Below are 21,125 nucleotides of genomic sequence, written 5' to 3'. Positions count from 1 at the left end.
ACAACATGTATCAGTAGGTATGGTCCCAGGCAACAGTGCAAAATCGTGAATCCACACGAGGCACCATCTTGAGGGAGAGCAGGAAAATGCGTTCCATGCGTGTATCGATCCCGCTGGCGGCAACGCTTGGCGTGATGTTTTCAGGCGGCGTCGGCGCCGCTTTTGCAGACCCTGTCACCATCACCTTGAACAGCTGGCGCACCGAGGACATCGCGGTCTGGCAGGACACCATCCTGCCCGCCTTCGAAGCCAAGCATCCCGACATCAAGGTCGAGTTCGCGCCGATCAACACCAATGAATACAACGCCGCCGTCCAGTCGCAGATCGAAGGCGGCGCCGGCGGCGACCTGATCACCTGCCGCCCCTTCGACGTGAACCGCGAATGGATCAAGCGCGGCTATTTCGAACCGCTGGAAGGGCTGCCGGGCCTGGAAAACTTCGACAAGACGTCCCGCGCAGCGTGGTCGGGCGCCGACGACAAGGCCTACTGTCTGCCCGTCGCCGCCGTGCTCGCCGGCTTCTACTACAACGCCGACATCTTCAAGGAACTGGGCCTCAAGGTGCCGACCACCAACGCCGAGTTCATCGATGTCCTACAGGCGATCAAGAAGGACGGCCGTTATACGCCACTGGCTTACGGCTCGGCCGAATCCTGGCAACTCGCCTATAATGGTCTCTACAGCATCGGCCCCGCCTACTGGAAAGGCGAGGAGGGCCGGCTCGGCCTGATCGACGGCAAGAAGAAACTGACTGACCCCGAATTCGTCGATGCTATTGCAGCTTTCGAAGCCTGGAAGCCGTTCCTGCCTGCCGGACAGGAGAGCCTGAACTATGCCGACATGACGCAGCTGTTCACGCTCGGTAAGGCGGCCATCCTCCCGGACGGTTCGTGGGACATCAACCAAGCGACCTCGACCGGCCTCAACGTCGGTGTGTTCGGTCCGCCGGTGCCGAAGGCAGGCGACCAGCGCTACCTGCAGGAGATGCCGGACATGGGCATCGGCATCAACGCCAAGAGCACGCACAAGGACGCGGCCAAGACCTTCCTCGACTGGGTTGCCGGTCCTGAATTCCAGGAACTCTACGTCAATGCCGCGCCTGGCTTCTTTGCCATGAGCAGCAAGCCGGTCACTTACAAGAACAAGCTGGCGCAGGATTTCGCCGACCTGAAGAAAGGTGCTGAGCTGACGCCGCGGCTGGCGCTGGATCGCCTGAGCGCCGGCACGCCGCCGCTCGACGACGAGACCTGGCGCTTGCTGCAGGTGATGTTCACCAAGCCGGACGTCACCCCGCAGCAGGTCGCGACCGAGCTTCAGGCCGGACTCGCCTCCTGGTACGGGCCGCAGAAGAAGTAACCTGGGAACGCCTCGCGCATGCCTTGCCAGCCGGCGAGGCATGCGCGAAGCCTCCGGGCACGCCGCGCACCATGCCGGCGTGAACATGAGGTCTTGAGTTGATATCTCCCGCTGCCGCCCACAGAAACCTGTTGCTGTTCGTGCTGCCGGCCCTGGCCGTCTATCTGGTCTTCGCAGTGCTGCCGCTGGCGACCTCGATCGTGATGAGCTTCTTCCAGACCAATGGCGCCTCCGGTGACACCTTTGTCGGCCTCGCCAATTACCAGCGCCTGTTCACTCATCCGACAATCAGCGCCCGCTTCTGGAATGCGCTTCTGAACAACATGCAGTATTTCGCCATCCATCTGATTGTCGAAGTGCCGATGGGACTGCTGCTGGCGGCGTTGCTGACGTCGGGAAAACTGGCGCGGTCGGAAGGCATCTACCGCACGCTGCTGTTCATACCGGCGACGCTGTCGGTGGTCATCGTCGGCTTCGTCTGGCGCCTGATCATCAATCCGCTGTGGGGGCTGGTCGGCTTTCCGCTGCTGGGTACGGAATCGACCGCGCTCACCACCATCTCGCTGATGTCGGTCTGGCAATATTTCGGCATCCCGATGGTCTTCCTCTACAGCGCCCTGCTGGCGGTGCCCAACGAGCTTGTCGAAGCCGCCAACATCGATGGCGCCGGTGGCTGGACGACCTTCTGGAAGATCAAGTTCCCGCTGATCGCGCCGCAGTTCGGCCTGATCGCGATCCTGACCTACATCTGGACGTTCAACGGCTTCGATCTCGTGTTCGCGCTCAACGGATCGGCACCCGGGCCGAACTACAGCACCGATATCCTCGGCACCTATTTCTACCGCACCTTCTTCGGTTCGAGCGGGCAGCTTGCCGATCTCGACCTTGGTGCTGCGGTCGCAACGGTCATCTTCCTCACGGTTCTGTTGGTGACAGCAGCCTATTTCTGGCTGATCCAGCGCCGCCTGAAATCCTACTCGGTCTAGGAGCGGATATGAGCGCCCCGGACCTCACCATTCCCGTTGCCCGCCGTCGCCAGGATCGCGAACCCTGGACGGTCGAGCGCATCATCGTGCACGCGCTGCTGATCCTCTTCGTTGTCCTTGCCATCGGACCGGTGCTGATCGTCATCATCAATTCGCTGAAGACGACGCCGGCGATCTTCGGCGGCCCGTTCGACCTGCCGACGGCCAAGACGTTCAGCCTCGAGGGCTACAGGCGGGTCTTCACCCGTGGCAATTTCATCGTCAATTACCGCAACAGCCTGATCGTCACGGTAACCACGATCGTGCTGACGGTGGTCCTGTCGACGCTCGCCGCCTTCGCCCTGGTCGAATACCGTGTCCGGGTCGCATCGCTGCTCGGCGGCCTGTTCGTGCTTGGCATCATGTTGCCGATCAGGCTCGGCACCATCCCGCTCATCCAGATGATGCTCGCCTGGAAGCTGATGGATACGCTGGCGGCCCTCATCCTCGTCTACACCGCCATGAGCATCCCGATCGCGGTGACGCTGATGGTCACCTATTTCCGCACGGTGCCTACCGATCTCAAGGAGGCGGCCCGCATGGATGGCGCGAGCGAGTTGCGCACCTTCTGGATCGTGCTGCCTTTGGTCAGGCCGGGCCTCGCCGCGGTGGCCGCGCTGACGATGCTGCCGGTCTGGAACGACCTCTGGTTCCCGCTGATCCTGGCTCCAAGCCGGCAGAACCAGACGGTGACGCTCGGCGTGCAGCAATTCGTCGGCCAGTTCATGAACGACTATCCGGCACTTCTCGCCGCGCTGACGCTTGGCGCGGTGCCGCTCGTCCTGCTGTTCACCCTGTTCTCGCGGCAATTCATCAGCGGCCTCAGCAAGGGCTACAGCAAATAGCCAGACGTCCCGAGGAACAGATTTTCGCAAGACTCCAATTTCGAACTGATGGAACATCAAGATGCAGATAGGCAAATACATCCGCCGGCAGCCTTCGACCCTGACCGGTCTGCCCGCCGCCATCGGCGCGGATCTCGACCGGTTCGCCAGCCTGCGCCAGAAGCCGGAGCGGATCGTTCTGCTCGGCACCGGCTCCTCGATGAATGCGTTGCTGGCCGGCGCCGAGGCGCTCGAGGAAGGGACGGGCGCGTCGGTGATCGCCAAGGAGCCGGAAGCTTTCCTGCGCCTGCCGCCCAGGGCATCGGACCAGCCTACACTGGTGCTGGCCGCCTCGCAGTCCGGCATGAGCATCACCACAATCGAAGCGGTGCGCCTGTCCGTGGCGCGCGGTTTTCCGACGCTGGTCATTACCGGTGAGGAGGGCAGCCTCATTACCGAGGCCGGTGCCGAGGTAATCGTCATGCCGATCGGCCCGGAGACGGTCGGCCCCAAGACCATGGGCTATACGGCCACCGTCATCTCGGTGCTGGCGGTTGCCGCCAAGCTCGCCAACAAGACGGTCGATCTGTCCGGACTGCTCGCGCAGCTGGAGCAGACAGCGGAAACCGGTCTGGCCGCGGCGAAGGATCTGATCGCCCGCTTCGGCGTCCCCGATTACATACTTGTCGCCGGACAGGCGACGCATCTCGGCACCGCACTTGAGGCGTCCCTCAAGATTGCCGAGATCAGCGGCGTGCCGACCGCCGCCTTCGACACGGAAGAAGCCCTGCACGGTCATGTCTATGGCACGACGGACAACAGCCTCGTGATTGCCATCGCGCAGACCGACACCGAGGCGAAGGTCGCCGCCAATCTCGGCGAGGCGCTGGCCGAACTGGGGCCGCGAGCGGTCGTCCTCAATCTCTCGGGCCACCCGACCCGTTTCGATCTCGATGTCAGCTGGCCGACGGCGCCGGAACAGCAATGGCTCGCCGGTTGCTGGGCACCAATGCCGCTGCAATGGTATGGCTGCGAACTGGCGATCGCGCGCGGCATCGATCCCGACAAGATGATCTATCCCAACCTCGGGCGCCGGCTCAACGTGCGCATCCGCAAGGAGGCCTGATGGTAACCGCGATCGGAATCGACATTGGCGGCAGCCTGGTCAAGCTCGGCGCCGTCGACGGTTCGGGCAAGGTGCTGGCGCGCGGCACTGTCCCAGTGCATCGGGACATCGAGTTCCCGGATTTCGTCCATCAGGTCACCAAGGCCACCGAGGACCTGACGCGGCAGTTTCCGGACATCGCGGCCATCGGCATTGGTGTGCCGGGCACCCCAAATCCCGAGACAGGCATGCTGAACGGCCGCTGCCCGGCCATCCCCGCGCTGCTGAAGGGTTCGCTGTCAAAGCTGTTCGGTATTCGCTTCGGCGTCCCGGCCATCGTCCGCAACGATGCCGTCTGCGCCACGCATGGCGAGATGCGGCACGGTGCCGGACGTCCCTTCTCCCGCTTTGCGCTGCTGACGCTCGGCACCGGCATCGGCGGCGCCATGGTCATCGACCGCAAGGTCATCGACGGTCCGGACGGTCTGCCGCCGCAGCTCGGCTGCATCTCGCTCGATCCGGCCCGCACCGACATTGCTGATCCGGTGCCGGGCATGGTCGAGAATCTGGCCAGCGCCCGCGCGCTCGTCAACCGCTATCGCCAGCTCAAGCCGGACACCGACGCCACCAACGCCGAGGCGGTCTGCGATCTCGCCAAGCAGGGCGAGCCGATCGCGCTGCAGGTTGTCGATGAGGTCGCGCGCTGGCTCGGCCAGATGATCGGCATCATGTCGAACATGCTCAACATCGAGGCGGCGATCATCGGCGGCGGTCTGGCGCTGGCCGGTCCCTTCTTCACCGACCGCATTGCCCGCAATGTCAGGGATTTCGTGCTGCTCAAGCCCGGCCGCCCGCCGGTGATCGTGGCGGTGGAGCATGGCAACGACGCCGGCGTGATCGGTGCTGCGGCGCTCGCGCTCGACATGTTCGCGCCGACGGCAAAGGAATAGCGCCATGGCGGATGTCGAACTGAGGCAGGTTTCCAAGAGCTTCCAGAATCTGAAGGTCGTGCACGATATCGATCTCGAGATCGCCGAGGGCGAATTCGTTGTCCTCGTCGGACCGTCGGGCTGCGGCAAGTCGACGACGCTGCGCATGGTGGCGGGACTGGACAGGCCGAGCGGCGGCGAGATCCATATCGGCGGCCGGCTGGTCAACAACGTCCAGGCCAGGGATCGCGACATCGCGATGGTCTTCCAGAGCTACGCACTCTATCCACAGATGACCGTCGCGCAGAACATGGCTTTCGGCCTGCGCATCCGCAAAGTGCCGGACGGCGAGGTGACGCAGCGCATCGCCCGTGTCGCCGACATCCTCGATCTCAGCGAACTGCTGCAGCGCAAGCCGCACCAGCTGTCCGGCGGCCAGCGCCAGCGCGTCGCGATGGGCCGCGCCATGGTGCGCCAGCCGAAAGTGTTCCTGTTCGACGAGCCGCTCTCCAACCTCGATGCCAAGCTAAGGGTGAAGATGCGCGCCGAGATCAAGAAGCTGCACCAGATGGTCGCCACCACGACGGTCTACGTCACCCATGACCAGGTCGAGGCGATGACGCTGGCCGACCGTGTCGTGGTGATGAACAAGGGGCGCATCGAGCAGATCGGCCCGCCCAACGATCTCTACCATGAGCCGGCCAGCCGCTTCGTCGCCGGCTTCATCGGCAGTCCCGGCATGAACTTCTTCAAATGCCGCCTGGAAGCGCGCGGCGACCGGCTCGCAGTGGTGCTGACGGATGACACGGCGCTCGCCGTCCCGGCTGCCCGTACCGCACGCTATGCCAGCCATGTCGGACGCGAACTCGAATTCGGCCTGCGTCCCGAACACATCACCGAGCAGCGCGAGCGGCCCGACGTCGTCGACATCAGGGCGCCCGTCGAGGTTGTCGAGCCGATGGGCATGGAGACGCTGCTGCATGTGCTGATCGCCGGCGCGGAGGCGACGGCGCGCATCGATCCGGCTTCGACACCGAAGCCCGGCGAGGTGGCGACGCTCTCGCTCGGCATGGCCCACATGCACCTGCTCGATCCCGACAGCGGCAAGGTGCTCTGAACGCCACCGGCGTATCGCCACGACATGCGAAGGCGTCGGCGCGGCGGATAGCCGGGTCCCTGCCACACTTTCGCGTGTCAAAAAGCAAAAACAATATATTATTTGTTGACAAATATAATTTTGGAGCGAATTTTTAGGCGCGGTTCCGAACAGCCGCGATGGCCTTCGACACGCCCGGCCATCTCACCGCAGTCCCAGGAATTGCCGGTCATGATCGACATCCAAAGCGTGTCAAAATCCTTCGTGACCAGGGACGCCGATCCGGTTCACGCGCTGAACGAGGTCAGCCTCGAAATCTATGACAATGAGTTCTTCACGCTGCTCGGTCCGTCCGGCTGTGGCAAGACGACCCTGCTGCGCCTGATTGCCGGCTTCGAGGCGCCGAGCTCGGGCGCCATCCGCATCGCCGGCAGCGACGTCGCCGCTCTGCCGCCGCAGAAGCGGCCGGTCAACACGGTGTTCCAGAGCTACGCGCTGTTCCCGCATATGAGCGTTGCCGAGAATGTCGCGTTCGGTCTGGAGATGCAGAACGCGCCGAAATCGCTGATCGACGAACGGGTCCGGGAAGCGCTGGAAATGGTGCGGCTCGAGGGCTTCGCCGCGCGCCGCCCGGCGCAATTGTCGGGCGGCCAGCAGCAGCGCGTCGCGGTGGCACGCGCGCTGGCTCCGAAGCCGAGCGTGCTTCTGCTCGACGAACCGCTGTCGGCCCTCGACCTCAAATTGCGCAAGGGCATGCAGAGCGAGTTGAAACGGCTGCAGCGCGAGACCGGCATCACCTTCGTACTGGTCACCCACGACCAGGAGGAGGCGCTGGCCATGTCGGACCGGATCGCAGTGATGCGCAGCGGCGACGTGCTGCAGGTCGGTACGCCGCGGGACATCTACGACAATCCGCAGGATCGCTTCGTCGCCGACTTCATCGGCGAGTCCAACCTGCTGCCGGGCGCAGCCCTTGGCCGCGACCCGGCGAAGACGATCGTCGTGCGTCCCGAACACATCGTTGTGTCGCCGGCTTTGGATGGCGTCAGGGGCCATGCCAGGGGAGCGGTTTCCGCCATCACCTTCCTCGGCTCCGACACACTCTATGAGGTTGTCCTGGAAGAGGGAGCACGGCTGCATTCGCGCTCGCGCGGCGGTTCGGCGCTGGCGACAGGCGACAGGGTCGTCGTCGACTGGGCCCGCGACGTCGAACGCGAACTGGCGAACTGAGGCGGCGATGGGTCCGAACCGCACCTATCTGCTGATTGCCCCCGCCATGTTGGTCATCGGCATCTTCATGGTGCTGCCGCTCTTTCTGGCGGTCGCCTATTCCTTCATGACCGCCAATCCCTATGGCGGCGTCACCGCCCCTGCAACATTCGACGCCTATCTCCAGTTTCTCTATCAGCGCGACTTCGACGACAGCCTGGTGTTTTCCCCGAGCTATGCCCTGATCATCCTGCGCTCGATCTACCTGGCCATTGCCACGACCGGCATCTGCCTTGTGCTCGGCCTGCCGGTTGCCTGGTACATTGTCTGCCAGACGCCGGAGCGCCGGCGGGTCCTGCTGTTCGCCGTGACGCTGCCGTTCTGGATCAACACGCTGATCCGCACCTATTGCTGGATCCTCATCCTGCGTGACGAAGGGCTGGCGAACGGCGCGCTGCGCCATGCCGGCATCATCTCCGATCCGCTGCCGCTGCTATACAATGACGGGTCGATCCTGCTCGGCCTCGTCTACACCTTCCTGCCCTTCATGGTGCTGCCGATCTATTCGACGCTGGAGCGCATAGACCCCAGGCTGATCGAGGCCGCGCACGATCTCTACGCCAGCCGCGCCGCCGTCTTCCGGCGCATCGTCTGGCCGCTGGCGAGACCCGGCGCGCTGGCCGGCGCCACGCTTGTGTTTGCGCCGGCGCTCGGTTCGTTCCTGGCCCCCGACCTGCTTGGCGGCGGCAAGAAGCTTTTGATCGGCAGCCTGATCCAGATGCAGTTCACCTCGTCGCGCAACTGGCCGTTTGGGGCCGCGCTGTCGACCGTGGTGACGGTGGTCGTGCTGACCGTCTTCGTCATCCGTTCGCGCAAGACCCAGGAGGAGCGGCGATGATTGGCGCGAAACCCTTTGACTGGCGGCACACGCCCGGCCTGTCGGCCTACACCGCGCTGATATTCGTGTTCTTCTACGCGCCGCTGCTGATCCTGGTGATCTACGCCTTCAATTCGAGCCGGCTTGTCACCGTATGGGCCGGCTTCAGCTTCAAATGGTTCGTGGCGGTCGCCAACAACGGCTCGATCCGCGACGCCGCCTTCAACAGCGTCATCATCGCGATCGTCGCCACCATTGCCTCGACAGCCATCGCCACTGCCGGCGCGCTGGCGCTGGAACGCGGCCGGCTGCGCTTCGGACGCAGCGCCGCAACGGCGCTGATCGCAATGCCGCTGGTGGTGCCGGAGATCGTCGTGGCAATCACCACGCTGATCTTCTTTTCCGGTGTCGGCATGCATCACGGGCTCATCAACCTGATGATCGCCCACACCGTCTTCTGCATCCCGTTCGCGCTGCTGCCGGTCCAGGCGCGGCTGCGCGACATGGGCGGCACGCTGGAGGAGGCCGGCCGTGACCTCTACGCCGACGAGTGGCGGCTGTTTCGCCGCGTCACGCTGCCCTTGCTGCTGCCGGCGATCTCGGCCGGCGCCATCATGGCCTTCGTCGTCTCGCTCGATGATTTCCTGATCTCGATGATGGTGTCGAGCGCCGGCTCGACCACCTTGCCGGTCTACATCTACGGCATGATGCGGCTTGGCGTGACGCCGGAAGTCAACGCCATCTCCACCATCCTTCTTGCCGTTTCGATCGTCTTCGTCGCGGCGGCCCTGCTCGTCGGGCGGCGCAACAGATTTGCCTGACCATGATCCCGAAACGTGGAAGCCGGTTTTCGGAAAGGATCACGGTCACAACAAGAAAACAAAACCAGAGGAGAACGACCGTGACCAAATGGAAAGAAGGACTTTCGGGAATAGCCCTGGCCGCCGCCATCATGGGGGCGATCACCACCACCGCGCTTGCCGACGCCGGCGAGCTGCACATCTACAACTGGACCGACTACACGTCGGACGAAATGATCAAGAAGTTCGAGGAGGAGACCGGCATCAAGGTCACCATCGACACCTACGATTCGAACGAGACCGCGCTCGCCAAGCTGAGCTCGGGCGCTGCCGGCTACGATGTGATGATCATCAGCAACGACTTCGTGCCGATCTTCGTCAAGCAGAAGCTGTTCCAGGAAGTCGACGCTGCGGCGATGCCGAATTTCAAGAACGTCGATCCAAAATGGCAGCACCGGCCCTGGGACCCGGATTCGAAATACACCGTGCCATGGGTGTGGGGCACCACGTCCTATTCGGTCGACACCGCTGTCTACAAGGGTCCGACCGACAGCCTGAAGCCGCTCTTCGATCCTCCGGCGGAACTCAAGGGCAAGGTCGGTATGTTCGGGTCGCCGACCGAGGTAATGTCGCTGGCGCTCGTCTATCTCGGCAAGGATCAGTGCAACAGCAATCCGGCGGACTTGAAGGAACTCGACGCCTTGCTCGAGGCGCAAAAGCCCTTCGTCAAGGTTTACAATTCCGACGGCATCGTCGAACGCCAGGTCGCGGGCGAGACGGTCATGCACGAGCAGTGGTCGGGCAAGGCGCTGGCGACACGCCAGCAGAAGTCGACTGTCAAATACGTCTATCCCAAGGAAGGCGTTGTCGGCTGGATGGACAATGTCGCCGTTCCCTCTACCGCGCCCAATGTCGACAATGCCAAGAAGTTCCTCAACTTCCTGATGGATCCCGAAAACATCGCGTTGCAGCAGAAATACACCGGCTACCAGAGTGCGATCGCTGGATCGAACAAATATCTGGCGGCGGATATTGGCGGCTCGCCGGAGTTCAACCCGCCGGCCGACCTGAAAATCTCGTTTGCACCGTCATGCGACGAGAAGGCGATCCGCGCCTATGACCGGATCTGGACCAATCTGCGCCAGTAAGACCTGTGACGCAAAACGCCGCCCGTTGTACGGGCGGCGTTTTTACATCCTGTCCGAGGAACTCGAAAATGAAACGCTATGCCCGCACAATTGTCTTGCGCGCCGGCAGGTCGTCGGCTTCGGCGGCCAGCAGGATGTCGGTGGTCACCGCCAGATGTGCCGCCAGCAGTTCGGCTGCCTTCTCGGCGTTGCGGTCGAGCACGGCATTGGCGAGGTCCTGATGTTCCTTGCTGATGTTGCGGGCATTGGGCGCCAACGAGACCGAACGGCGGCGGTAGCGCTCGCTCTGGTCATAAAGCTGGTCGCGCAGCCGCAGCAGCCAGCGGCTATCGCAGCCGCCGACCAGCGCCTTGTGGAAGGCCGCATGCGCGGTCGCCCATTCGTCGCTCGAATGCACCGGATCGTCCGGCGTATGCTCGGGCGTTCGCGACAGCCGGTGCAGGGCCGCGACCAGCTGCGATTCCCAGGCGACATCGCCCACCTCGATGGCGCGGCGGATGCACAGCGTCTCGATCTGGATGCGTGTCTTGGTGAGGTCGAGCAGGTCCTCGGCCGAGATCGGCGCGGCGCGGAAGCCGCGCTGCGGTTCGGCCACGACGAGACCCTCGGAAGTCAGCCGCGACAGTGCCTCGCGGATGGCGCCGAGGCTGACGGACAGCCTGTCGCACAGCTCCTGCACCTTGAGCCGGCTGCCCGGCGCGATCCGGCACGACAGAAGCTCGGCGCGCAGATCCTCATACGCGCCCTGGGTGAGATTGATCGAGCCTTCCCTAGCCATTGGTTCGCCCGCGGCCGAATCTGTCCATCGAATGCCCTCCATACATCATCTCAGGCAGGAATCAGAATGCAAAATAATATATTCTATGTTGACAGATATATAATTTCTGCACAAAGTCCAGCCTTCACAAGCGAGGATGTGGCCAGTGCGATTTGCAGCCTATAAATCGCCGCGGGGACCCGGACTGGCAATCGCATTGCCAGAAGGTGAGTTCCGCGGCATCGACGAAAGCGATGCGATGTTTCCCGGACGATTGGAGGACCTGATCGCCGAAGGCGCGCAGGCGCTGCAGGCGGCGGGCGAGCGGCTGGCCAGCGGACGACGGATCGATCGTCAATCGGTCGAATGGCTGCCGCCGATATCGGCGCCGGGCAAGATCATCTGCGTCGGCCTCAACTATGTCGACCATTCGATCGAGAGCGGCTTCGTGCCGCCGACCTATCCGACTTTGTTCGCCCGCTTCTCGACCAGCCTGATCGGGCATGGCGCGGCCATCCGCCGTCCGGAGGCCTCGATCCAGCTCGACTACGAGGGCGAGATGGTCGCGATCATCGGCAAGGCTGGCCGCCACATCGCCCCCGCCCAGGCGCTGAGCCACGTCGCCGGCTACTCCATCTTCAACGACGCCTCGATCCGCGACTTCCAGACCAAGTCGCCGCAGTGGACCGTCGGCAAGAATTTTGACGGCACCGGCTCCTTCGGGCCGATCTTCGTGACGGCGGACGAATTGCCGCCGGGCGGCAAGGGGCTGCGCATCCAGACACGCCTCAACGGCCAGGTCGTCCAGAACGCCTCGACCAGCGACATGATCTTCGACGTCGCGTCACTGATCTCGATCATCAGCGAGGCGATCACGCTCGAGCCGGGCGACATCCTCGTCACCGGCACGCCGTCCGGTGTCGGCATGGCGCGCAAGCCGCAGCTGTTCATGAAGCATGGCGACGTCTGCGAAGTGGAGCTGGAAGACGTCGGCATCCTGTCCAATGTCGTTGCCGACGACGTCATATCGGCACAAGCCGTCAACCAATAACCCCGCCAACTCCGAAAGGACGATGTCATGACAAGAGTGATGTTTCGAAATGCCATGATCTGGGACGGCACCGGCGCCGATGCCTTTCCAGCCGATCTGCTGGTCGAGAATGGCCGCATCAGCAGCATCGCCCGCACGCCCGGGCAATTGTCCGGCGACGGTGCGACCACCGTCGAGTGCCGCGGCATGACGCTGATGCCGGGTCTTGTCGAAGGCCATGCCCACATCTCCTTCGGCGGCGCGATCAAGGATTCCGATCTCGGCCTGATCCCGCCCGAGGAGCATCTCCTGCTGACCATGCGCAATGCCAAGACGTTGCTCGACCACGGCTTCACCAGCGCCTACAGCGCCGCGACCTCGAAGCTCAGGCTCGACATCGTCATCCGCAACGAGATCAATGCCGGCCGCCTGCCGGGACCGCGCATGCGCGCCGGCAGCCCGGAAATCACGGTGACCGGCGGCCTCGGCGACGAGCGCCAGCAGCATATGTATCACGAGAGCTTCGGCATGATCGCCGACGGCGTCGAGGAAATCACCAAGGCGGTGCGCCTGTGCTGCCGCGAAGGCGCCGACAACATCAAGATCAACATTTCCGGCGACGATCTGAGCCCGGCGGCGCATGGCGGCCTCACCGTGATGAGCGAAGCCGAAGTGATGACGGCGGTCTCGGTCGCGCGCGACTTCGGCAAGAAGATCAACTGCCATGCCCGCGCCGCCGGTTCGGTGAAGCGGGCGGTGAAGTGCGGCGTCGACGTCATCTACCACTGCGAATCCGCCGACGAGGAAGCGCTCGACGCGCTGGAATCGGCCAAGGATCGCATCTTCGTCGGCCCGGCCATCGGCATCATCTACGGCACGCTCTACGAGGGCGAGCCCTTCGGTTTCACCCACGAGATGGCGGTCAAGTTCGGCATGCAGCGCATCCTCGACGACAGCCGCAAGGTCTACACAGAACTGCGCAAGCGCGGCGTGCGTGCGCTGATCGGCGGCGACTATGGTTTCGCGCAGACGCCGCAAGGCACCAACGCGCGCGACCTCAAGCACTTCGTTGACCTGCTCGGCTATTCGCCGAGCGAGGCGCTGCAATGCGGCACGCGGCTCGGCGGCCAGGTGATGGGCCTCGGCGACGAGCTCGGCATGGTCAAGGAAGGCTTCATCGCCGACCTGCTGCTGGTCAATGGCGACCCGCTGAAGGACCTCGATATGATGGTGCACGAGAAGAACCTCGTCGTCATCATGAAGGACGGCGAGCTCTACAAGGACCAGTCGGCGTCGGTCGCCGCGCAGCGTCAGGCGGCCTAGGCATCATGCAGCCCGCGGTGCCGATCGATGTCGACGAGACGAGCGGCATCTGGCGGACGGACGGGCTGCCCATGGTCTACCTGCCCAGGCACTTTCTGGTGAACAACCATCTCGCGGTCGAGGCAGCGCTTGGCCGCGACGCCTACCGCGCCATTCTGCGCGTGGCGACGGCGAAATCCGCGATCGAATGGTGCGAGGCGCAGGTGCAGGGCAAGGGCCTCGATCCCGAGGCGACGTTCCGCTACTATTTCCAGCGCCTGTCGCAACGCGGTTGGGGCCAGTTCTCGATCGACATGCTCGCTGGCCGTCGCGGCAGCATCAGCCTGCGGAATTCGATCTTTGCCCTGGAGGCCAGGCAGGGGCCTGGTCAGCGCGTCTGCTACATGTTCGAGGGCTTTGTCACCGGCGCCTCCTCGTTCCTGCGCGGTCTTGCCGCACCGACGGAAGTCGAATGCGAGGAGACACATTGCGCCTGTGATGGCCGGCACGACCATTGCCGGTTCGACTTCGCGGCGAGGTCCTAACCGACCACCGCTAGAGACCGTGGGGGCCGCAGAATCCAAGCGTCCACTGGATGGTTCCGCAATAGTCGCCCGTGTAGCCGTCGTAACTGCCGTAACCATTATAGTAGCCGTCTACCCAGCCACTATCTCCGCTCCATTCGTCGCCAGTCCAACCGCCGCCGACCCAACCGCCGCGGCGCTCATGTCCGCCGCGAACAGCCTGTCGATGCGCGCCACCGTGATGGGACGCGGCGTGGTGGACAATATGGTGCCTGACGATCGCGGCATCGGCGGTGGTGGTCAATGATGTCGCGCTCGTGGCCAACGCCAGCACGATGGAGCCGATGAATACGATTTGCCTTTTCATGAGGATGTCTCCTGTTGATGCGAGACATAGATGGGGAAGAAAACGACCTCTTGCTCGACACGTTCCTTCACGAAATCGGGACGGCATTCGCCGAAACGCAAATGCACCGGAAATGCACGGTGTAGTCGGGCGAGGGCGGTCCCGACGCCCGACAGGTCACGGTCAAGATTTGTTGACCGCCAACAAGGCAGAAATGGCTACCGCTTCCCGGTTTGGCGGATCATAAGACAGGCCGCGCGATCAGGTCGCGACTGACCGGTCGGATGAGATAATCGTTGCTTCAAAGCGGATGTGCCGACGTTCGCCAAAGCACATAAGCCGCCTGCATGACGGAATTGGCCACAGCATTGGAACAGCCTCAATTTGCCACCGAGCGCGACCCGAGGCTGAGACTGATCATTCCGATAATCGTCGCCATCGCCTTTCTGATGGAGCAGCTCGATTCCACCATCATCACCACCGCGATCCCGGCCATCGCGCGCAGCCTCGACACGACGCCGGTCAGGCTGAACCTGGCGATCACCACCTACATCCTGACGCTGGCCGTGTTCATCCCCGTCAGCGGCTGGTTCGCGGACAGGTTCGGCGCACGACGCGTGTTCGCGCTGGCGCTTTTCACCTTCACTCTTGGCTCCGCGCTGTGCGGCATGGCCAACAGTTTCGGCATGCTGCTGGCGATGCGCGCGCTGCAGGGGTTGGGCGGCGCGATGATGACGCCTGTCGGGCGGCTGATCCTGCTGCGCAGCTTTCCTCGCAGCGGGCTGATCACCGCCATGACCTACATGACCTTGCCCGCCATCATGGGGCCTGTCATCGGGCCGCTGCTCGGCGGCCTGTTGACCACCTATGCCTCGTGGCGCTGGATATTCTACGTCAACGTGCCGTTCGGCTGCCTCGGCATTGTGGCCGCGCTGCGCTTCGTCGACGATTTGCATGAGGAAGCGGTGCAACGTTTCGACTTCGCCGGATTCCTGATGGTGGGATGCGGCGTCGCGCTGCTGCAATTCGGGCTGGAGAGCATCGGCCGGCCGATCATCCCGGTCTCGGCGACGGTGCTGGTGCTGGCCGCAGCGGTCCTGCTGCTGCTCGCCTTCGGTCGCTACGCACGCCGGGTCGTCGCGCCGGCAGTCGACCTGACGCTGTTTCGGTTTCGCTCGTTCTGGGTCGGCACGCTTGCCGGCGGCCTGTGCCGTGTCGGCCTCAACGGCGTGCCGTTCCTGTTGCCGCTGATGCTGCAGGTCGGCTTTGGCATGAGCCCGGTCACCTCCGGCTCGCTGACATTCGTCGGCAGTTTCGGCGCCTTGCTCATCCGGCCACTGCTGTCGCCGCTGTTGCGGCGCTTCGGCTTCAATGTCGTGCTGATCGGCAGCGCGCTGGTCGGGGCCGCCGCTGTGGCCGGCTTCGCCCTGATCGGCGCCGATACGCCGCACTGGATGATCGGCCTCTACGTCTTTGTGTTCGGCATCATCCGGTCGGCGCAGTTCATGACCTCGAACACGCTGTCCTACGCCGACCTGCCAGCGGATAAGCTCAGCCGCGCCACCAGTCTCGGCGGCGTCCTGCAACAGCTCAGCGTTTCCCTCGGCGTTTCAATCGCCGCCATGGTGCTGGGTCTGGTTGCAGGGGAAACACACGTCGTGACACCGGAGCGATTTCACCAGGTGTTCCTGCTGACCGCCATCATCCCACTGCTGTCCATTCCCGGCTTCCTGTATCTGCGCGCCGAGGACGGCGTACAGGTCAGCGGCCACGTTAGGGCAGGCAACTCCCGCAAATGAGGCGGTGACAGGTTTCGACGTGAGGTACTCACTTCGGCCGCGTATACGAGCATACTTATATCCATGCCGGGTGCCTTCGGTTAGGCTGAGCGACGCGTGAAATGGGGAGCACCGGTTGCGAGGATTTGCGGAAAGCGTGATGCAGGGCCCCCGGACCGTGGCCGAGCAGGTCGCCAATGTCCTGCGCGAGGCGATTGCCAATGGCACCATAAAGGCGGGCACTCCGCTTCGCCAGGACGAGCTGGCCGAGCAGTTCGGCTTCAGCCGGATGCCCATTCGCGATGCCCTTCGTCAGCTGGAAGCCGAGGGTATCGTTTCCATTCACCCGACAAAGGGCGCCCATGTCGCCCGGATGGACAGCGCCGAGATCGGTGAAATCTACGCGCTGCGCGAGCTGCTCGAAAGCGAGGCGCTCCGGCTCTCGGTACCCGGCCTCGCCGGCACGAAGCTCGATGAGGCGGAACAGGTGCTCGACCAGATCGACGCGGAGCGCAATGTCGGCCGATGGGGCGCGCTGAACCGGGCCTTTCATCTGGCTCTATACGATGCCTGCGGCAACCGGCGATTGCTCGGCCTGATCGAGGCGCATCACAACGCGGCCGATCGCTATGTCCGTATCCTGTTGTCGAACCTGGACCATCGCAACCGCTCGCAGACGGAGCACCGCGACCTGCTGGCCGCCTGCCGGCGGCGCGACGGCGGCAGGGCCGTAAGCATTCTGACGCAGCATCTTCGCGAAGGAGGCGAGACGCTCGTCAGCGCGATAGAGGGAGATGGCCTGTCGAGAAAATCCTAGGCTGTGTTGAAGGTCCATTGGCGGTGCTGCACTCGCCATGATCCTGGTGGCGGCGATACTGCTACTGCTGCTCGGGATGGAGCGCATCACCGCGCGCGCCACCGGCTCATGGGAATTGGCTGAGTTTCAGCTCTGTGTCGGCTTGCGCTCGACGATGTAGATGTGGTCGGCCGCCAGCACCACCTCGCCGCGCTGGTTGATCACCTCGCAGCGCTCGATCACCCGCCCTGAGTCCGGCCGCTTGGGATCGTCTTCCTTGGCCGCGATGGTGGTGCGCGTGCGGATCGTGTCGCCGATGAACACCGGCTTGATGAAGCGCAGCCGGTCGTAGCCATAGGAAAAGGCGACAGGATTGATGATCGTCGCCGTCAGTCCGACGCCGACCGAGAACACCAGCGTGCCATGCGCGATGCGCTGGCCGAACGGCGTCGTCTTCATGAACTCGGCGTCCATGTGATGCGGGAAGAAATCGCCGGTGTGGCCGGCATGGACGACGAAGTCGGTTTCGGTGATCGTGCGGCCGCTGGTGATGCGCGAGGCGCCGATCTCGTAGTCCTCGAAATACTGGATCTGTTCCATCAGGGTCTTTCCGCGATCGGCGTCGCCGGTGCCGCGCTCGACTGATAGGCGGCTTCGACCAGCGCCATGGTGTACCACGCATCCGCGACCGGACTGATCAGCATTGCGTCTTCTCCGGCCGCAAAACGTTGGACATTGGCCATGCGACCGACAAAGGCGTCGGGAAACCATTCGCCGGCCAACGGCACCGCAATCCAATCGGTCCCGCCTTTCGGATAAATTTCCAGTACATCCGGCTCGCCACGCGGATAGTCGAGATTGAGGCCGAGCTTGAGATAGGCCGCTCCCTCGGTGCCGCAGATGCGGAACTCGCAGGCCTGGTGCCGGCGGCCGAACTTGTGGTCGTGGTTGATCGACAGCGCGCAGCGCAGGGTGTCGCCATAGTCGAGAATGGCGCTGGTACGCGTCTGCGCCACCTTGTGGTTGGGATGGCCGAGCGTCTTGGCGTGCACGCCCTGCGGGTCGCCGAGCAATTGCCGGATCAGGTCGAGATAATGAATCGAATGCATGGCGATCTCGACGCGTGGCGCCTTGAGCAGGAACTCCCACAGCTCCCACGGCGTCGCCAAAGCCAGCCAGGCATCGAAGTCGACGATCTCGCCCAGCCAGCCCTTGCCGATGGCGTCCTTCAGCGCCAGCATCATCGGCGCGAAGCGCAGCTGGAAATTCACCGCCGCTTGCAGTTTTTTGGCACGGCAGAGTTCAAGGATCGCTGTTGCCTCGGTGAGGTTGCTGCCCATCGGCTTCTGGATCAGCGCCACCGCGCCGTCGGGCAATGCGTCAAGCACATCGGCATGGCGCGACGGCGGCGTCGCAAGGTCGAAGATCGCGCCCTCGACGGCGGCAGCCTCCTCGGCCGTGCGATAGGCTGTCACACCCCATTGGTTGGCCAGCTTTTCAGCGCGAGCATGATCGGGATCATAAAGCCCGGCGACCGGAAAGCCTGCCTTCCTGTAGGCCGGGAAATGCGCATCGCCGACGATCGACCCGGCGCCGAAGGTGACGATCGGCCGGGGCGTTGTGGGTCTGGGCCATGACTGGGCGAGTGAGGCTGGGTCGAAGCCGCCGTCAATCATGATGGAAGACCTCGTCCATGGCTGCCCACCATTCGCCCTCCTTGCGTGTCGCCAGCGGCTCCTGGCAAGGCATGCAGACCGCCCACCATTCCTGCGTCCTGGGGTCGGCCGCCATTCTGGCCATGTCGGCCGCATAGTCGGTGCCGTGGTATTCGAAGGTGCTGAACAGCAGGTTCTCCGGCCGCTGCAGGTAGATCGAGTAGTTCTTGATGTTGCAGGCCGAGATCATGGTCAGCACGTCAGGCCAGACGTCGGCATGCAGGCGAACATACTCCTCGACCTTTTCCGGCTTCAGCCCCAGAACCATCCCCATCCGCTGCATGCCGTCTCCTATCTGGTGATCGCCGTGGTGAATTCGGCGATGCTCATGGCCTTGACCGCATCCCAGTCCCAATCGATGCCGATGCCCGGTTCGTCAGGCGCCAGCGCTTGGCCATCCTCGATGCGCATATGCTTGCCGGTCAACTGGTCGAGCTGCGGAATGTACTCGACATAGCGGCCGTTCTGAACAGCGCAGGTCAGGCTGACATGCAGTTCCATCAGGAAATGCGGGCAGACCGGGATGTCGAAGGCTTCCGCCGCGTGGGCGATCTTCAGCCAGGGCGTGATGCCGCCGATGCGGCCGACATCGACCTGCACGATCGAGCAGGCACCTTTCTGCATGTATTCGCGGAAATGGCGGATGGAGTAGAGCGACTCGCCGATGGCGATCGGCGTCGTCGTCGAGTTCGACAGCCGCACATGCCCGTCGATATCGTCGGCCGGCAGCGGCTCCTCGATCCAGGCGAGATCGAGCTCGCGCAGCCTTGCCGTTCGTCGGATCGCCTCGTCGACTGAGAACCCCTGATTGGCGTCGGTCATGATCTCGTAGCCGTCGCCGACTGCCTTGCGCACCGCCGACAGGCGGGCGAGGTCCTCTGACCCGTGCGACTTGCCGATCTTAACCTTCGAGCCGCGAAAACCCTTCGCCTTGGCGGCCAGCGCATCGTCGACCAGCGCCTGCGTCTCGATGTGCAGCCAGCCGCCTTCGGTCGTGTAGAGCGGGCAGCGGTCCTTGGCGCCGCCGGCCAGTTTCCACAGCGGCAGGTTCTGTTTCTTCGCCCGCAGATCCCACAGCGCGATGTCGATCGCCGCGATCGCGATGGCTGTGATCGCACCGATCGTCGTGGCATGCGTGGCGAATTCGAGATCGTGCCAGATCGCCTCGATCATGTCGGCGTCGCGACCGATCAGGCGCGGCGCCAGATGGTCGGACAGCAGCCGCATCACCGACGAGCCGCCGGTGCCGATCGTGTAGCTGTAACCGGTGCCGATCGCGCCGTCGGAATCGGTGATCGTCACGATCGGCGTTTCCTGGCTAACGAAACTCTGGATCGCATCGGTACGCTTGACCTTGGGGACAAGCTCCACCATCCGCAGTTCGACTTTCTCGATTCTGGCCATGTCCGTCAGCTCCGCAATGTCTTCCCGGTGTCGGCGGCAAACAGATGTGCCTGCGACATGTCGAGGCTCATCCCGATACGCTCGCCCGACCGCAGCTGCCTTGGGTTCAGCATGCGCGACACCCAGTCAGTGTCGTTGAACTCTACGAAGACGAGCGTCTCGTTGCCGAGCGGTTCGGTCACTGTGATCGGCAGTTCGATCTGGTGGACGTCAGCAACGCCACCGGAACTGATGCCATGTCCGGTCGGATAGATGTCATCTGGCCGCAGCCCGAACACCACTCTGTCGCCGGTGGCGACATTGGCCTTGAACTGGCCAGGCAGAGGCAGTTTTTCGCCGCTGGCGAAAACCATTTGGCTGTCGTCGATCGTGGCCTCATGCAGGTTCATCGGCGGCGAGCCGATGAAGCCTGCAACAAAACGCGTCGCCGGCCGCCGGAAAACCTCGTCGGGGGTGCCGACCTGTTCGATGTAACCGTCGCGCATGATGACGATGCGGTCGGCAAGCGTCATCGCTTCGACCTGGTCATGCGTGACGTAGATCACCGTCGACTGCACCTTGGCATGCAGTTTCTTGATCTCGGTGCGCATCTGCGTGCGCAGTTTGGCATCGAGGTTGGAAAGCGGCTCGTCGAACAGGAAGACGTCGGGATCGCGCACGATGGCGCGGCCCATGGCGACGCGCTGGCGCTGGCCGCCGGACAGTTGCGAGGGGCGGCGGTCGAGCAGCGTGTCGAGGCCGAGGATGGCCGAGGCTTCGGCGACGCGGCGATCCATGTCCTCCTTGGCTGCGCCGGCGATCTTCAGCGAGAAACCGAGATTCTCGCGCACCGTCATATGCGGATAGAGCGCGTAGGACTGGAACACCATCGAGATGTTGCGCGAGCGCGGTGGCAGGTCGTTGACGACGCGGCCGCCGATCTCGATCGAGCCGGCGCTGATCTCTTCCAGTCCGGCGATCATACGCAGCGTCGTCGACTTGCCGCAGCCGGAAGGGCCGACCAGCGCGATGAACTCGCGGTCGGCAATGTCGAGATCGATGCCGTGCACGATCTCGATATTGCCGTAGCGCTTGGTGAGCTTGGTGAGGGAAACCGGTGCCATTT

22 protein-coding genes are annotated in these 21,125 nt (G+C 63.6%); 15 read left to right on the top strand and 7 right to left on the bottom strand.

Annotation, left to right across the window (positions count from 1 at the left end):
- Window positions 1-95 precede the first annotated feature (95 nt).
- The 10 genes from AC1RZR_RS29515 to AC1RZR_RS29470 all read left to right on the top strand — a co-directional run bounded on the left by AC1RZR_RS29515 (window position 96) and on the right by AC1RZR_RS29470 (window position 10,368).
- Window positions 96-1,355, top strand: coding sequence for an ABC transporter substrate-binding protein (locus AC1RZR_RS29515; RefSeq protein ID WP_481826822.1), 1,260 nt, complete (start codon window positions 96-98; stop codon window positions 1,353-1,355).
- 98 nt (window positions 1,356-1,453) lie between these two features.
- Window positions 1,454-2,341 (top strand): carbohydrate ABC transporter permease, encoded by an 888-nt coding sequence (locus AC1RZR_RS29510; protein WP_379092222.1) that lies wholly within the window; start codon window positions 1,454-1,456, stop codon window positions 2,339-2,341.
- 8 nt (window positions 2,342-2,349) lie between these two features.
- A complete protein-coding gene (locus tag AC1RZR_RS29505; RefSeq protein ID WP_481826821.1) occupies window positions 2,350-3,225 on the top strand; it encodes a carbohydrate ABC transporter permease in 876 nt (291 codons plus the stop codon).
- Between the two features lie 61 nt (window positions 3,226-3,286).
- The gene (locus tag AC1RZR_RS29500; protein WP_481826820.1) at window positions 3,287-4,330 is read left to right on the top strand and encodes an SIS domain-containing protein; all 1,044 of its coding nucleotides are present in this window, start codon (window positions 3,287-3,289) and stop codon (window positions 4,328-4,330) included.
- Complete coding sequence (locus AC1RZR_RS29495; RefSeq protein WP_481826819.1) at window positions 4,330-5,259, top strand: ROK family protein; 930 nt, start codon at window positions 4,330-4,332, stop codon at window positions 5,257-5,259. Before AC1RZR_RS29500 ends, AC1RZR_RS29495 begins: the two co-directional genes overlap by 1 nt.
- 4 nt (window positions 5,260-5,263) lie before the next feature.
- Window positions 5,264-6,355, top strand: coding sequence for an ABC transporter ATP-binding protein (locus tag AC1RZR_RS29490; protein ID WP_481826818.1), 1,092 nt, complete (start codon window positions 5,264-5,266; stop codon window positions 6,353-6,355).
- Window positions 6,356-6,565: 210 nt separating this feature from the next.
- Window positions 6,566-7,564 carry an ABC transporter ATP-binding protein gene (locus AC1RZR_RS29485; protein WP_477273521.1) on the top strand — a complete coding sequence of 333 codons (999 nt, stop codon included), beginning with the start codon at window positions 6,566-6,568 and terminating at the stop codon, window positions 7,562-7,564.
- A 7-nt stretch (window positions 7,565-7,571) separates the two neighbouring features.
- Entirely contained in the window at window positions 7,572-8,441 is an 870-nt protein-coding gene (locus AC1RZR_RS29480) for an ABC transporter permease (RefSeq protein WP_481826817.1), read from the top strand.
- Entirely contained in the window at window positions 8,438-9,241 is an 804-nt protein-coding gene (locus AC1RZR_RS29475) for an ABC transporter permease (protein ID WP_481826816.1), read from the top strand. Before AC1RZR_RS29480 ends, AC1RZR_RS29475 begins: the two co-directional genes overlap by 4 nt.
- Window positions 9,242-9,321: 80 nt before the next feature.
- Complete coding sequence (locus AC1RZR_RS29470; RefSeq protein WP_481826815.1) at window positions 9,322-10,368, top strand: extracellular solute-binding protein; 1,047 nt, start codon at window positions 9,322-9,324, stop codon at window positions 10,366-10,368.
- A 76-nt stretch (window positions 10,369-10,444) separates the two neighbouring features.
- Here the strand turns inward: AC1RZR_RS29470 and AC1RZR_RS29465 are convergent, their stop codons facing one another.
- Window positions 10,445-11,146, bottom strand: a complete 702-nt coding sequence (locus tag AC1RZR_RS29465; RefSeq protein WP_379092199.1) for a GntR family transcriptional regulator — start codon at window positions 11,144-11,146, stop codon at window positions 10,445-10,447.
- Window positions 11,147-11,342: 196 nt separating this feature from the next.
- On the opposite strand from AC1RZR_RS29465, the gene AC1RZR_RS29460 reads away from it, so the two are divergent.
- The 3 genes from AC1RZR_RS29460 to AC1RZR_RS29450 are packed head-to-tail and all read left to right on the top strand — an operon-like array spanning window position 11,343 to window position 14,002.
- A complete protein-coding gene (locus AC1RZR_RS29460) occupies window positions 11,343-12,176 on the top strand; it encodes a fumarylacetoacetate hydrolase family protein (RefSeq protein ID WP_481826814.1) in 834 nt (277 codons plus the stop codon).
- 27 nt (window positions 12,177-12,203) lie between these two features.
- Window positions 12,204-13,478 (top strand): metal-dependent hydrolase family protein, encoded by a 1,275-nt coding sequence (locus AC1RZR_RS29455; protein ID WP_481826813.1) that lies wholly within the window; start codon window positions 12,204-12,206, stop codon window positions 13,476-13,478.
- 5 nt (window positions 13,479-13,483) lie between these two features.
- Window positions 13,484-14,002, top strand: a complete 519-nt coding sequence (locus AC1RZR_RS29450) for a DUF5943 domain-containing protein (protein WP_481826812.1) — start codon at window positions 13,484-13,486, stop codon at window positions 14,000-14,002.
- Between the two features lie 10 nt (window positions 14,003-14,012).
- Here AC1RZR_RS29450 and AC1RZR_RS29445 read toward each other — a convergent pair whose 3' ends face one another.
- A complete protein-coding gene (locus tag AC1RZR_RS29445) occupies window positions 14,013-14,348 on the bottom strand; it encodes a hypothetical protein (RefSeq protein WP_481826811.1) in 336 nt (111 codons plus the stop codon).
- 347 nt (window positions 14,349-14,695) lie between these two features.
- Here AC1RZR_RS29445 and AC1RZR_RS29440 point away from each other — a divergent pair, with 347 nt between their 5' ends.
- A complete protein-coding gene (locus tag AC1RZR_RS29440) occupies window positions 14,696-16,126 on the top strand; it encodes a DHA2 family efflux MFS transporter permease subunit (RefSeq protein ID WP_481826810.1) in 1,431 nt (476 codons plus the stop codon).
- A gap of 157 nt (window positions 16,127-16,283) precedes the next feature.
- Window positions 16,284-16,922 carry a GntR family transcriptional regulator gene (locus AC1RZR_RS29435; RefSeq protein WP_477273542.1) on the top strand — a complete coding sequence of 213 codons (639 nt, stop codon included), beginning with the start codon at window positions 16,284-16,286 and terminating at the stop codon, window positions 16,920-16,922.
- A gap of 126 nt (window positions 16,923-17,048) precedes the next feature.
- Here AC1RZR_RS29435 and AC1RZR_RS29430 read toward each other — a convergent pair whose 3' ends face one another.
- Genes AC1RZR_RS29430 through AC1RZR_RS29410 form a run of 5 tightly spaced genes read right to left on the bottom strand, consistent with a single transcriptional unit; the run spans window position 17,049 to window position 21,123 of the window.
- Window positions 17,049-17,504: a MaoC/PaaZ C-terminal domain-containing protein gene (locus AC1RZR_RS29430; RefSeq protein ID WP_481829143.1), complete on the bottom strand. Its 456-nt coding sequence runs from the start codon at window positions 17,502-17,504 to the stop codon at window positions 17,049-17,051.
- Window positions 17,501-18,574 carry a Gfo/Idh/MocA family protein gene (locus tag AC1RZR_RS29425; RefSeq protein WP_481829142.1) on the bottom strand — a complete coding sequence of 358 codons (1,074 nt, stop codon included), beginning with the start codon at window positions 18,572-18,574 and terminating at the stop codon, window positions 17,501-17,503. Before AC1RZR_RS29425 ends, AC1RZR_RS29430 begins: the two co-directional genes overlap by 4 nt.
- A complete protein-coding gene (locus tag AC1RZR_RS29420) occupies window positions 18,570-18,899 on the bottom strand; it encodes an L-rhamnose mutarotase (RefSeq protein ID WP_481826809.1) in 330 nt (109 codons plus the stop codon). The genes AC1RZR_RS29425 and AC1RZR_RS29420 overlap by 5 nt, the downstream gene beginning before the upstream one ends.
- A gap of 8 nt (window positions 18,900-18,907) precedes the next feature.
- Complete coding sequence (locus AC1RZR_RS29415) at window positions 18,908-20,020, bottom strand: mandelate racemase/muconate lactonizing enzyme family protein (RefSeq protein WP_481826808.1); 1,113 nt, start codon at window positions 20,018-20,020, stop codon at window positions 18,908-18,910.
- 5 nt (window positions 20,021-20,025) lie between these two features.
- Window positions 20,026-21,123 carry an ABC transporter ATP-binding protein gene (locus tag AC1RZR_RS29410; RefSeq protein WP_481826807.1) on the bottom strand — a complete coding sequence of 366 codons (1,098 nt, stop codon included), beginning with the start codon at window positions 21,121-21,123 and terminating at the stop codon, window positions 20,026-20,028.
- Window positions 21,124-21,125: the final 2 nt, after the last annotated feature.

This window comes from Mesorhizobium bavaricum (assembly GCF_056781655.1).
The sequence above is the reverse complement of the archived record's forward strand: the minus strand, read 5'-3'. Positions and strand labels throughout refer to the sequence as shown.